This window comes from Halomonas sp. OfavH-34-E, assembly GCF_024124525.1.
Taxonomy (GTDB): domain Bacteria; phylum Pseudomonadota; class Gammaproteobacteria; order Pseudomonadales; family Halomonadaceae; genus Halomonas; species Halomonas litopenaei.
In genome coordinates this window covers 173,488-186,579 of sequence record NZ_JAMXRY010000002.1, presented here as the reverse complement: position 1 = coordinate 186,579, position 13,092 = coordinate 173,488, and the positions used below count along the sequence as shown (strand labels likewise).

Below are 13,092 nucleotides of genomic sequence, written 5' to 3'. Positions count from 1 at the left end.
CGGCGCCAGCCCGTCCAGGGCGGCGGCGAAGCCCACCACGTCGGCGTTGATGGCAAGCTCGGCATGATAGACCCGGCCCAGCTCTTCGGGATCCGGGTAGACGTGCACCAGCGTCTGGCGCGGAGTCGGCGACTGGATCCACGAGTAGCCTTCGCTGGTGGCCTCGCCCATGCGGGTGCCGACGGCGATCAGCAGGTCGCTATGCTCAAGCCGCTCGCGCAGGGCGTCGTCCATGGCGAAGCCGACGTGGCCGACAAAGCGCGGATCGCGCTGGTCGAAGCACTCGAGCCGGCGCCAGGCCACCCCCACCGGCAGATCGAAACGCTCGGCGAAGGCCGCCATCTGGGCCTGAGCCTGTGCCGTCCAGCCGCTGCCACCGATCAGCAGGAAGGGCCGCTCGGCCTCGGCCAGACGCGCCTTGAGCGCCTCGAGCTGAGCCGCGCCGGGGTGGGAATGCAGCTTGGCCATGGGCTGGGCGTCGGCCACCTCGGCCTCGCCCCACAGGGTGTCTTCCGGCAACGCCAGCACCACCGGACCGGGACGCCCGCTGGTGGCGACGCGATAGGCCCGGGCGATGTACTCGGGGATACGATCGGTGGCATCGATCTGGGCGACCCACTTGGCCATGGGGCCGAACATGCGACGGTAGTCGATCTCCTGAAAGGCCTCGCGCTCGACGAAGTCGTTCCCTACCTGGCCGATGAACAGGATCATCGGGGTCGAGTCCTGAAAGGCGGTATGCACCCCGATGGAGGCGTTGGTGGCCCCCGGGCCACGGGTCACGAAGCAGATGCCCGGCTCGTTGGTCAGCTTGCCGTAGGCCTCGGCCATGTAGGCGGCGCCGCTTTCCTGACGACAGACGATGGGCTCGATGGCGCCCCGATGCTCGTTGAGGGCGTCGATGCAGGGCAGATAGCTTTCCCCTGGCACCAGAAAGACCCGGCGGGCGCCGTGGGCGCGCAACTGGCCCATCAGGATCTGGCCGCCATTACGGCGCGCAAGGGACGTGGTTGGCGAAAGCGTGGAGGCTGGCAGGCTCATGTCAGGGTTCTCGATATCGTTGTTGGTAAAGACGGTTCAGGCGTCTGTCAGGGCGCGGTGCAGCGGGGCGATGTGTTCGGGCAGCACCACGCAGCGGGCACGAAAGCCCCGCGCCATGGCCCACTCGAGGTCTTGCTCGAAGCCCTCGCGGTAAGGCCAGGGGCCGTCGATGGCCAGACACTCGGCCTTGGCGCAGGCGTCGACGAAGCGCTGGCGCCAGGGCGCCAGGACGCTGGCCCGCTCGCCTGGCTCGGCGTCGGCGGCGATGCCCAGATCACGCGACAGATCGCCACTGCCGAGAAGCGCCGCGTTTACCCTTGGACTTGCCTTGAGGATCTCCGCTGCGGCGCCCACACCGGCGGCGCTCTCCAGCGTCGGTATCAGCGCGGTACAGCCCTGTTCGAGGCCGACGCGACGCTCTTCGCGGGCCAGTGCCAGGGCCAGCAGCACGATGTCCATGGAGGACTCGACCTGGGGCAGGAAGATGGCCGCAGGTCGTGCCCGCATCAGCGCCGCCAGCTCGCCCTTGCCGCCCTGGGTCAGCGGGTTGATGCGCGCCATGGGCAGCCGCTGGTGCTGCCGGCAGCGCTCGGCGAAGGCGACAAAGTCGTCGCAGGCCTGGCGGCGATCGGCGGCCGGGGTGAACTCCTCCAGGTCGACGATGATGGCCTCGGCGCCGCTGTCCAGCGCCTGGTCCAGGCGTGCCGGGTCATGCCCCGGCACGAACAGCCAGCTGCGACACTGGGCCAGGGGCTTGGGGGACTGGGCCGAGGAGGCCCGGGACGAAGGAGTCGGGATCAGGGGCTCCATGGGTCACTCCATCAGGTTCGGCAGGAACAGCACGATGTCGGGCACAAAGGTGATCAGCAGCAGTACCGCGACCATCGCCCCGAGCATCAGCCCCAGGTAGCGCAACGACTCCATCACGCTGATTCCGGCGATGCGGCAGGCGGCCATCAGGTCGACCCCCAGCGGCGGGGTGTTGGCGCCGATCGCCAGGTTCACCGTCAGCAGCACCCCGAAGTGCACCGGGTCGATGCCGTACTGCACCAACAGCGGCATGACGATGGGGGTGACGATGATGATGATGGCGATGCTTTCCATGAAGGAGCCGAGCACCAGCAACACCACGGTCAGCAGCAGCAGTACGCCGTAGCGGCTGTCGGTGATCTCGCCGATCAGTGTGGCGATGGCCTGGGGCACCTGTTCGTAGGTCAGGCCCCAGGCGAACATGCCGGCGGCACCGATGATGACCAGGATGGCGCCGGAGGTCTCCGCGGTGGCAATGACGCTGTCGACGATGTCCCGAAGGCTCAGGCTGCGATAGACCAGGGTGCCGACGATCAGCGCATAGACGATGGCCGAGGCGGCGGCTTCGGTGGGGGTGAAGACGCCGAAGCGGATGCCTCCGATGATCAGCACCGGCACCAACAGCGCCGGCAGGGCGGCGATAAAGGCACGCTTGCGCTCGCCGGGCTCGGGCCGGGTACCGCCGGACCAGCCGTTGCGGCGTGACACATAGATGGCCACCCCCACCAGCGCCAGGGTCAAAAGCAGGCCGGGGATCACGCCGCCCATGAACAGCTTGCCCACCGAGGTGTTGGAGGTGGTGCCGTAGACGATCATCACGATGCTCGGCGGGATCACCGTGCCGATGGAGCTGGCGGTGCCCACCAGGGCGCTGCTGAAGCCGCGGTGATAGCCGCTGCGCTGCATCGCCGGCAGCAGCATGCTGCCGATGGCGATGACGTCGGCCACGCCAGAGCCTGACAGCGCCCCGAACATCATGCAGGCCAGCACCGCGACCACCGCCAGGCCGCCGCGGATGTCGCCCACCAGCGCCATGCACAGGCGCACCAGACGCTGGGTCAGTCCGGCGTGATTCATCAACTGGGCGGCCATCACGAACAGCGGAATGGCCAGCAGGGTGAAGCTCTCCATGCCCGCCACGAACTGCTGAGCAGAGACCATCATCGGCGCCGCGCCGAACATCAGCAGATAGGACAGCACCGCCAGGATCAGGCCGAAGGCGATGGGAATGTCGATCAGGATCGCCAGGGCGAAGACGCCCACCAGGGTCAAGGCACCAAGGGTCATGAGGCGTCCTCCTGTGGCAGCGGCTGGCGCGCCAGCAGATGGTCACACTGCGCCAGCGCCATGCCGGCGCAGCACACCGGCACCGACAGATACACCAGCCCCGCAGGTAGCTGCAGCGCCGTGGTGGTCTGGCTCATGGTCAGCCAGGCCAGGTCCCAGCCAGCCTTGGCCAGCAACAGCAGCATCACCAGCAGCAGCAGGTCAGTGGCCCGGGTGATCCCTCTGCGAACGGCGGGGGAACTCACCAGCAGCGGCATCAGTCCGGCGCTCAGGTGGCTGCGCTTGTAGGTGCAGGCCACGCCGGCCAGCAGCGCGGTCCACACCAGCACCAGCTGGGGCAGCTCTTCGGCCCAGTGGGGCGGTGCCCCCACCACCCAGCGCATGAACACCGAGTAGGCGACCAGCGCCGCCAGCAGGGCGGCGCCGATGCCGGCCAGCGCCAGGCACAGGCGCGAGACGAAACGCGCCACGGGATGCAGCAGGCCGTGCACGGTCATCGCGCTCACTGCCCTTCGCGATAGCGCTTCACCAGCGCCATCAGGTCGCTGCCAAAGACGTCTTCGTAGTCGGCCCAGACGCCCTGGACGGCGGCATTGAACGGCGCGGTATCGACCTCGTTGACGCTCATGCCCTCGGCCTCGAGCTCGGCCACAAGACGCGAGTCGTCCTCCTGGGTCATCCGACGCTGTTCGTCACGCCAGGCGTCGGCCAACTGCTGGACTACCGCCTGGTCGTCCTCGGACAGGCGCTGCCAGACGTTGTTGGCGACGGTCAGGCAGGCCGGTGCCCATACGTGTCCGGTCAGCGAGACGTAGTCCTGGACCTCGAAGAAGGACGAGGAATGGATGATCGACAGCGGATTTTCCTGGGCGTCGAATACCCCCTGCTGCAGCGCCGAGTAGAGCTCGCCGAAGGACAGCGGGGCCGGACTCGCGCCAAGCGCGGTGAAGGTATCCAGGCGCATCTTGTCCGGGGTTACCCGGATCTTCAGGCCGGCCAGGTCCTCGGGGGTCTCGACCGGGCCCTGGTTGTTGGTGACGTGGCGAAAGCCGTTCTCCCACCAGGACAGGATCTTCATGTTGTAGTCGGAAGCGATGGCTTCCAGCGCCTCGCCCAGCTCACCGTCGTAGGCGGCGTAGGCGTCCTGGCGGTCCGCCCAGGAGTAGGGCAGCTCGACGATGCCGAAGCGGGCGTCCAGCGGCTGGAAGGAGCCGCAGCCGATCACCCCGGCGGGAACGCTGCCGATCTGCATGCCTTCGACCATGGTCTTTTCGTTGCCGAGCTGGCCGCTGGGGAAGACCTGGAAGTTGACGCGACCCTCGGTGGCCTCGCGCACCTCGTCGGCGAAGCCTTCGGCGGCGATATGCCAGCTATGGGTAGGGGCCAGCACGTGGCCGAGCTTGATGTCGAGGGCTTGGGCCGAGGTGGAAAGACCGGCGAAGGCGCCAAGCGCCAGCAGGGGGAGCATCCTGGAGGTCATGGGGGTACCCGTTGAGTCATTGTGATTGTGATCTGGGCCCGCCACCGCTTTATTAACGGCAAGACAGGCGTCGCTTGAGACTCGGCCAGGTAGGCGTATTAGACAATTTTCAAGATTTTATGCTTTGCATAAGCCTGATTTATGCAAAGCCATTGGACAGTGGTCAGGGTGGCCCTTCGACAGGCCTCGGGCGGCAACCACAAGCGCTTCCAGACACTCCTTTAACGCACTGTTCAAGAACCATTTTTCTGGCGCAAATGGGGGCATTTGCGGTTGTGATTGGCGCCGTTGACGGCTCCACGGCGATAGTCAATCCAGCGTGGTGGTCAGCGTCGAGGCTGGCGCCAGCGCAGGATGAGAACCACCGCCCTGTCGGCCAAGAATTACAAGGAGCCCCTATGCAACTGCCCTCTCTGATCGAGATCCCCAACGGTGAAAAGGTCACCCCCACCTTCAGCGACGCCGAGATGCAGGGCCGCCTAGCCCGTCTGCGCCAGCACATGGCCGAGCAGCAGGTCGACGCCGTGGTCCTGACCTCCTATCACAACATCAATTACTTCAGTGACTTCGTCTATTGTCGCTTTGGCCGCGACTATGGACTGGTGGTGACCCAGGAAGGCTTTACTACCGTTACCGCCAACATCGACGGCGGCCAACCGTATCGGCGCAACCGTCTGGGCGACAACATCGTCTACACCGACTGGCAGAAGGACAACTTCTTCAAGGCCATCATGCGGCTATGCGAAGGCAAGCGACGCATCGGGGTGGAGTTCGACCATCTGACCCTGGCCAACCGCGACAAGCTGGAAAGCGCCCTTGGCGAGGTGGAGCTGGTCGACATCGGCGTACCCACCATGCAGATGCGCATGATCAAGTCCGCCGAAGAGATCGCGCTGATCCGTCAGGGGGCGCGTATCGCCGACGTGGGCGGTGTCGCGGTACGCGACGCCATCGCCGCCGGGGTGCCCGAGTACGAGGTGGCCCTGGCCGGCCAGAGCGCCATGGTGCGCGAGATCGCCAAGACCTACCCGCAGAGCGAGCTGATGGACACCTGGGTATGGTTCCAGTCCGGCATCAACACCGACGGCGCCCACAATCCGGTCACCAGCCGTCGCGTGCGCCCCGGCGACATCCTGAGCCTCAACACCTTCCCGATGATCTCGGGCTACTACACGGCGCTGGAGCGCACCCTGTTCTGCGAGCACGCAAGCGATGCCCATCTGCGGCTGTGGGAAATCAACTGCGAGGTCCATGAGCGCGGACAGCAGCTGATTCGCCCCGGTGCCCGCTGCAGCGACATCGCCCACGAGCTCAACGAGATCTTCGCCAGACACGACGTTCTCAAGTACCGCACCTTTGGCTACGGGCACTCCTTCGGCACCCTGAGCCACTACTACGGCCGCGAGGCGGGTCTCGAACTGCGCGAGGACATCGATACCGTACTGGAGCCCAACATGGTGGTGTCGATGGAGCCCATGCTGATGATTCCCGAAGGCCAGCCCGGCGCCGGTGGCTACCGCGAGCACGACATCCTGGTGGTCAAGGAAGACGGCGCCGACAATATCACCGGCTTCCCCTACGGGCCGGCGCACAACATCGTGGGTTGAACCGATCCGGCGATCACCGGCCGGGACGTGACATGGGGGGCCGCTCGCCCCCCATGTCGGCGAGCCCGGCCCTGAGGTAGTTCAGCACGTGGTGCGCCGCCACGGACAGCTCGCCGGTCTGGTAGTGCAGGCCGAAGGTCACCCGTCCAAGCTCGGGCAGCCGGTCCGCCCCATCCACGCAGTGCAAGTGGTCGGGGCTGACGCTGCGCGCCAGGGCGGTCACACCCAGGCCCTCTTCCACCGCGGTGAAGATACCGAGCAGGCTGGTACTGGCGTAGCTCACCCGATAGGGCATCGCCCTGGCCCTCAACGCCGCTTCCGCCGCCGAGCGGTACAGGCACCCCAGGGGATAGGTGACCAGAGGCAGCGGCGCTTCACCCTCGAGCAATGCCGTGTCGCCGACCACCCAGACCAGGTCATCTACCCGGATATCCCGAGCATCGCGATCATCGTCGACCCTTTCCGGCTCCATCACCAGGGCGATATCGTAGTGATGCCGGTGAAAACGCTGGAGTATGACCCTGCTGATCTCACAGTCGACCTCGACCTCGATATTGGGGTAGACCCGCGCCAGATTCCTCAGCACTCGCGGCACAAATGCCAGCTCGAAATCGTTGGGAATACCTAGCCTTACCTTGCCACTGACGCCCCCTCCGCAAAGCTTCTCCACCAGCCGGTCATTGATCGCCAGCATGGCCCTGGCTTCCTGGTAGAGATAGTCACCATCCTGGGTCATTTCCAGCTGACTTCCGCGCAGAAACAGGCGAGTACCCAGCATCTCCTCGAGCTTCTTCATCTGCAGGCTGATGGCGGGCTGGGAACGCCCCAGGCGCTCTCCTGCCGCGGTAAAGCCTCCCAGCTCATTGATGGTCACGAAGGTACGCAATAACTCACTCGGTATCGTCTTCAACCTGGGGCCTCATTGGCATAGATCATGCATCGATTTGTCGTTCTTATTGGTCGCATCAGCGGCAAGAAAATACCTTGAATCTGTCGATGGAAATCGACGCTACCTCTCGACGACTGCCGATTGTCGACGTCCAACAACAAACAATAGAGGCTTCCTCATGAACTCCTGGGTATTGACCACCTTTGCCATTCTAACGCTCTACATGCTGATTCACACCGGTGCAGCCTACCTGCGTCGAGAACTCAAGGCCCGCCAACCGAGGTGACGCACATGGATTCCTTTACCCTGTTCAATTGGGCGCTTCTGCTGATGACCTTCGGCCTGATGCTCTATCTGGGCTACCTGTCCTCGCGGCGCATGCGCAAGGATGACGCCGCCGGCTTCCTGGTCGCCGGGCGCTCGCTGGGGGCCTTCGTCGGTGCCGGTACCATCGTTGCCACCGGATTCAGCGGCTGGGGCTTCATGGGCTCGCCCGGGGTCACCTACCAGTTTGGTGCCATCGAGGTGCTGGGCAACTTCTTCTTTGCACCGGCGATGGTCATCGCGGTGCTCTACTTCGCCCGCTTCATGCAGCGCAAGGCGATCGAGATGGGCAGCAACACCATCCCCGAGTACATCGGCCAGTCCCACGGCGGCGGCGCCATGGGGCGAGTGCTGCAGGCGGTATCGGCGATCATCACCGTAGTGCTGCTACTGGTCTTCCTGACCAGTCAGATCAAGGCGGTGGGGCTTCTGGGTGCCAGCTGGCTGGGCATCGAGCTCGACCAGAGCGCCATGCTGATGGTCGGGGTGATCATCCTCTACACCATGCTCGGGGGGCTGGCCGCGGTAGCCTGGACCGACACCATCATGGTCTGGGGCATGGCCCTGGCGGCGGTCATCATCGTCATCCAGATGCTGACCACCATTGACGTGAACGAGTGGGAAAGCGGCTTGAACGCCATCGACCCGGAGCTGCTGAACCCGACCAACGGGGCCCACTACGGCGCCTCCCGAGGCAACGTCTTCCTGGTCCTGCCCTACGCCTTTCTGTTCGCGGCGGTGCTGCCGTTCATGGCGATCCGCTTCCTGGCCTTCAAGCCCGAGGTCAAGCTGCACAAGGTCGGTATCTACGTCGCGGTGCTCGGCGGCCTGCTCAGTCTGATTCCGCTGGTCGGGCTCTACGTCAGGGTCAAGCTGCCGGGACTGGCGGACCCCGACAGCGCCATGCCGGTCTATCTCGAGCAGTTCATGCATCCGGCGATCCAGGGCGTCATCACCTTGTTCATCATCTTCGCCATGAAGTCCACCGCCAACTCCCTTTTGCACACCGTGGCCTCCAGCGTCTCCCACGACCTGCGCCTGGCGATCTTTGCCGAACGCCAGCCTTCGGCACGGCGTGTCCTGGGCCTGAACCGGGCCGCGGTGCTGGTGCTCGGGGTGCTGGCGCTGCTGATGATGCTCTACGCACCGCCCTTCATGCTGTCCTGGCTCGGTATCCTCGGCACCGGCACCCTGCTCGCCAGCCTGATCGGCCCGGTGTTCATCTCGACCTTCTGGCAGGGCTCGGCCTGGGGGGCGCTGGCGGCCATGCTCGGCGGCTTCTTCACCAGCGGCTACATGATGCTGTTCGCCGATGTGGGCTGGTTGATCGGTCCGCTGACCGGCTGCGTGGTGTCGTCGGCTCTGTATATCGGCGTGACCCTCGTCGGCCGTAGCCATCGCGCCCATGCCCGCCATCCGAACGCATCCCTCCCTGACCACCCTGCTTGACCGAAAACATCCCTCCGACTCGCCTCAGGACCAGGGTTCTGAGGTTTAGGCAAAAAGACAAGCCGCCTTCCGAGGCGGCCATTCTCGTGAAACCTCCGTCACCCAGCGAATAGTCGCGGTCAAACCTGAGCATCATGGCCGAGAACCGGCTGCTCTCATGACCCAGATCATTGGTGCGAAGCGCTTTAGCATATTCCTCTCAACTTGACGCTTTCATGGGTCGATAACCCTGGCATCGCTGCTAATCGGAGGCAGTCCGAGCGATGAGCAAGCCAGGAAATGACTTCGCTCATGCCAGGACTGCCGGTTGGCCCCTCCCAGCATGAGCCCGCTGCCAATGACATCACTCCTTGATCGCCTGACCATGGGAAGAAAGTTCTTCCTGGTGCTTTTCTTGCCGCTGCTTTCCATCCTGTGGATGACGCTCTCCACGGTGCTGGAACGTCAGGCGGTCGTTACCCGGATGGACAATCTTCAAGAGGTGGCGATCCTCGGGCGTCATTCGGCCAATCTGGTGCACGAACTTCAGCGCGAACGGGGGATGACGGCCGCCTTTCTCAGCAGTCAGGGCCGCAACTTTCATACAGAGCTACCAGTGCAACGTGAGGCGACCAATACCCAGGCCGAATCATTTGACCGCTACATCGCTGACATCGATTTTTCCCGTCACGACCCTCGAATCGAAGCACAGGTCGATCTGGCGAAGCGTCTGCTTGAGGGAAAGGATGACCTACGGCGCAAGGTCGATGGTCTCGACATAACTGCCGAAGCATCGACAGACGCTTATACCAACATCAACGAGGCACTGATCGATATCGTCGCCAAGCTGACCTTTGGCGTCGACCAGGGAGAGGTCGCCCGTCAGCTGACGGCCTATTATGACCTTTTGAACATCAAGGAGCTGGCCGGCATAGAACGGGCGGTACTGGCGGCATCTTTCAGCGCCGACGCGATATCGCCTGCAATGTTCAGGAAGCTGCTTTCGTTGATCGTGAAGTCCGATGTGCACAAGAAGAACTTCTTCGAGCTTTCATCACCGAGGGTTCAGGAGGAGCTCAAGACGCTGACCGACAGCGCACTTGGCGAGCGTTTGAATGCCATGCGCAGCGTGGTCCTCGAAAAGGCCTCAAGCGGCGGCTTCGGTATCGATCACCAGGAGTGGTTCGAGGCCCAGACCGAGTATATCGATGGCATTCAGCAGATCTCCCGGTCGGCAGAGCAGTACCTTCTGGCACGTATTGACGACTTGCAGAAAGCGTCCTTCAGCTACCTGCTCAAGCACGCCCTGGTCATGCTTGCCGTCTTGCTCGTCACCCTTGCCTTTTCGATCATCACCGCCCGTAGCGTGGTTCGTCCCCTCAAGGCTGCCCTGGCAGACATCCGCGAGCAGAAGGATGACCTGACCAAGCGACTGGAGGTCCCTGGCAAGGACGAGCTGTCTCAGCTTTACCGCGCCTTCAACGACTCGCTGAGCAATATTGCCAGCCTGGTGGTCAACCTGAAGAAGAGCGCCAGCGCCGTCGAGGTGGTCAGTGGAGAAATCACCCGGGGCAACCAGGACCTGGCGAGCAGAACGGAGCAGCAGGCGGCCTCACTGATCCAGACCGCTTCCAGCATGGAGCAGATCACCGCCACCGTGAAGCAGACCTCGGACTCCGCTCGCCAGGCGCAGGAAATGACCCGTGAAGTCGCCTGCCGCGCCAACGACCTGAGCCAGACCGCCGCCCAGACCCACACAGCCATGGAACAGATTCGCGACGCCAACCAGGAAGTCACCAGGATCGTCGAGGCCATCGACGACATCGCCTTCCAGACCAATATTCTGGCCCTGAACGCTTCGGTGGAGGCGGCACGCGCCGGCGACCAGGGTCGAGGGTTTTCGGTGGTGGCCTCGGAGGTGCAGAAACTCGCCAGCCGCTGCGCAGAGGAAGCCACCCTGATCCGCCGGTTGATCACCACCAGTACGCAGCGGGTCGACAAGGGGGAGCGACTGGTGGCTTCCACCAGCGAGGCGCTGGTCACCATCTCCGAGCATGCCCAGCAGACGGCGACCCTGGTGTCGGAGATTTCCACCGCGGCGACCGAGCAGTCGCTGGGTATCGAACAGATCACTCAGGCACTGGCGCAACTCGAGGACGTCACCCAGCGCAACACCGGCCTGGTCGAACGCGTTGCCACCGCCAGCGAGTCCCTCGACAAGCGGGCTCGCGACATGGCCTCGCTGGTGGGCCGCTTCAAGGTCGATGTGCCAACGGCCCTTCACGCCACGTCGGAAGACGGGCCGCTTATCGGCTCACCCCAGGCCACCCTTGTCGACTGCCACGCGTAGGCCCTACAGGTTCCCCGCCTTGCCGCCCTTCCGGGCGGTTTTTTTATCAGGCATGGAACCCATACAAACAAAACCTCGTTTTATTTTTGATGAATCATCTTTGACAATATTGAAACGCAATTCTAGCCTTGCTGATGCCACCCCAGCACAACAAGGAACAACGCCGTGCTCGAACACGACCATCTCAGCCGTTTTCTCTCCCACCGCCATTCCCTTTGCCAGCCCCTTTACCAGTCTCTTCGACACCCCCTTCGCAAGCCCCTGATCGTCGCGCTGTCGGCCCTGGCCGTCTCCTCCTTCGGTGTATCCTCCATGGCCGCCGACGAGGGTACGCCACCGGCGCAGGTCTTCGACCTCACGACCTGGAAGTTGACCCTGCCCATGGACGCTGACGGCGACGACGACGTCGACGAGATATCGGTCGGCGAGCTTCAGTCCTATCAACATCCGGACTACTACTATCTGAACAACAACAATCATCTGGTCTTCGTGACCCCCAATAGCGCCTTCACCACCCCCAATTCCAGCAATGCACGCACGGAACTGCGCCAGATGCTGGCCGGCGCCGACGACGCCTTCGGCCCCAAGGCACCTGAGCAGAACTTTGCCCTCGCCTCCCACCCCGAGGCTGACCGCTACGCCCAGATCGGCGGCTACCTCGATGCCACCCTGCGGGTCGATCACGTCGCCGAGCGCACCGACAAGCCCGACCGGGCGGCAGCCTACTCGGTGGTCATCGGCCAGATCCACGCCGGCAAGGACGAAGCGGTGCTGGCCCAGGACAATGGCTTCGGCCACGGCAACGAACCGCTGAAGATCTACTACAAGAAGTTTCCCGACCACGAGACCGGCTCGGTGTTCTGGAACTACGAACGCAACCTCGAGAAGGATGACCCCGAGCGCATCGATATCAGCCACGCGGTGTGGGGCAACGACTGGAGCGGCAGCGAGGATCCGGGCGAGGCGGGCATCGCCCTGGGCGAGAGCTTCCGCTATCGGGTCGAGGTCAAGGACGACGTCATGCACCTGACCTTCGCGTCAGACGGCCACCCCACCCGCACCTTCGAGCAGAACCTGGCCGACAACGTCGGTCCCGACGGCGAGGTCGACGAGGCCGACCATCCGCACGGCTACGCCGGTGACTGGATGTACTTCAAGGCGGGTTCCTATAACCAGTGCAACACCAAGCCGGAATCTGGCGCCTGCCTGGGTACCGGGGTGTGGGAGACCGACCAGCAACACGGCGACTACGCCCAGGTCGTGTTCAGCGAGCTGGATAGCGGCCCGGTCGAGTAAGCGTCTAGCGAGCGCCCGGAAACGTCCACGCCAGAGAAGAGCAACGTCCACGTCAGAGAAGCGTAACGTTCACGCCAGGGGCGAAGCTGCCGCTTGCTCCTGGCCAACGGCGTTCGGCAACAAAGGCCGACTTGATCCAGATCAGCAAAGACGCTTTCGCCTCAAGGGCGAACTTCGGCAGAAAACCGTGCACTTTCAAGCATGTGCTCGTGCAGCAATGGGCAAATTCAACGGCAGTAAATGGCCCGATTCGAGCGCTCGATGCCCCCCTGCCGACCTACCATCCAGACATGAAAAAGGGCCTACGACAGTGTCGTAAGCCCTTGAATTCTATGGCGCGCCCTAAAGGATTCGAACCTTTGACCTTTGCCTCCGGAGGGCAACGCTCTATCCAGCTGAGCTAAGGGCGCGCGGTGCCGCCTGAACCTGTCACGCGGCGAGCCATATCCTACCTTGCGCACCCGCTGGTGTCCACCCAAGGCCGTGCCCGAGGCCCGTGGCGCCACCTTCCCGGCGACGGGCGACATTTTCCCGTCTCGAGCGATCTCGCTATACTGCCGGCACAGCGTGACGCCCGGCG

General features: G+C 63.9%; 11 protein-coding genes and 1 tRNA gene. 4 read left to right on the top strand and 8 right to left on the bottom strand.

Annotated features, from left to right (window positions below):
* From NH448_RS01840 to NH448_RS01820, 5 genes are all read right to left on the bottom strand, one after another.
* On the bottom strand, nt 1-1,041 hold a 1,041-nt coding region (locus NH448_RS01840), incomplete at its 3' end, for a thiamine pyrophosphate-binding protein (protein WP_253028361.1).
* 36 nt (nt 1,042-1,077) lie between these two features.
* Nucleotides 1,078-1,851, bottom strand: coding sequence for an aldolase/citrate lyase family protein (locus tag NH448_RS01835; RefSeq protein ID WP_052704300.1), 774 nt, complete (start codon nt 1,849-1,851; stop codon nt 1,078-1,080).
* A 3-nt stretch (nt 1,852-1,854) separates the two neighbouring features.
* Nucleotides 1,855-3,138 carry a TRAP transporter large permease gene (locus NH448_RS01830; RefSeq protein WP_045992098.1) on the bottom strand — a complete coding sequence of 428 codons (1,284 nt, stop codon included), beginning with the start codon at nt 3,136-3,138 and terminating at the stop codon, nt 1,855-1,857.
* On the bottom strand, nt 3,135-3,635 hold the full coding sequence (locus NH448_RS01825) for a TRAP transporter small permease subunit (protein ID WP_071211098.1): 501 nt from the start codon (nt 3,633-3,635) through the stop codon (nt 3,135-3,137). Before NH448_RS01825 ends, NH448_RS01830 begins: the two co-directional genes overlap by 4 nt.
* Nucleotides 3,636-3,640: 5 nt before the next feature.
* The gene (locus tag NH448_RS01820; protein ID WP_045992099.1) at nt 3,641-4,618 is read right to left on the bottom strand and encodes a DctP family TRAP transporter solute-binding subunit; all 978 of its coding nucleotides are present in this window, start codon (nt 4,616-4,618) and stop codon (nt 3,641-3,643) included.
* 398 nt (nt 4,619-5,016) lie between these two features.
* On the opposite strand from NH448_RS01820, the gene NH448_RS01815 reads away from it, so the two are divergent.
* The gene (locus NH448_RS01815; RefSeq protein ID WP_045992100.1) at nt 5,017-6,225 is read left to right on the top strand and encodes a M24 family metallopeptidase; all 1,209 of its coding nucleotides are present in this window, start codon (nt 5,017-5,019) and stop codon (nt 6,223-6,225) included.
* 13 nt (nt 6,226-6,238) lie between these two features.
* Here NH448_RS01815 and NH448_RS01810 read toward each other — a convergent pair whose 3' ends face one another.
* Nucleotides 6,239-7,135: a LysR family transcriptional regulator gene (locus tag NH448_RS01810; protein WP_045992101.1), complete on the bottom strand. Its 897-nt coding sequence runs from the start codon at nt 7,133-7,135 to the stop codon at nt 6,239-6,241.
* 270 nt (nt 7,136-7,405) lie between these two features.
* Here NH448_RS01810 and NH448_RS01805 point away from each other — a divergent pair, with 270 nt between their 5' ends.
* From NH448_RS01805 to NH448_RS01795, 3 genes are all read left to right on the top strand, one after another.
* On the top strand, nt 7,406-8,887 hold the full coding sequence (locus NH448_RS01805) for a sodium:solute symporter family protein (protein WP_045992102.1): 1,482 nt from the start codon (nt 7,406-7,408) through the stop codon (nt 8,885-8,887).
* 337 nt (nt 8,888-9,224) lie between these two features.
* Nucleotides 9,225-11,216: a methyl-accepting chemotaxis protein gene (locus NH448_RS01800; RefSeq protein ID WP_045992103.1), complete on the top strand. Its 1,992-nt coding sequence runs from the start codon at nt 9,225-9,227 to the stop codon at nt 11,214-11,216.
* 165 nt (nt 11,217-11,381) lie between these two features.
* Nucleotides 11,382-12,512: a polysaccharide lyase family 7 protein gene (locus NH448_RS01795; protein ID WP_204248930.1), complete on the top strand. Its 1,131-nt coding sequence runs from the start codon at nt 11,382-11,384 to the stop codon at nt 12,510-12,512.
* A 52-nt stretch (nt 12,513-12,564) separates the two neighbouring features.
* On the opposite strand, the gene NH448_RS01790 is transcribed toward NH448_RS01795, so the two are convergent.
* Together NH448_RS01790 and NH448_RS01785 are read right to left on the bottom strand one after the other, a co-directional pair.
* Nucleotides 12,565-12,711, bottom strand: coding sequence for a hypothetical protein (locus NH448_RS01790; RefSeq protein ID WP_253028360.1), 147 nt, complete (start codon nt 12,709-12,711; stop codon nt 12,565-12,567).
* 134 nt (nt 12,712-12,845) lie between these two features.
* Nucleotides 12,846-12,922: transfer RNA gene (locus tag NH448_RS01785), tRNA-Arg, on the bottom strand.
* Nucleotides 12,923-13,092 lie beyond the last annotated feature (170 nt).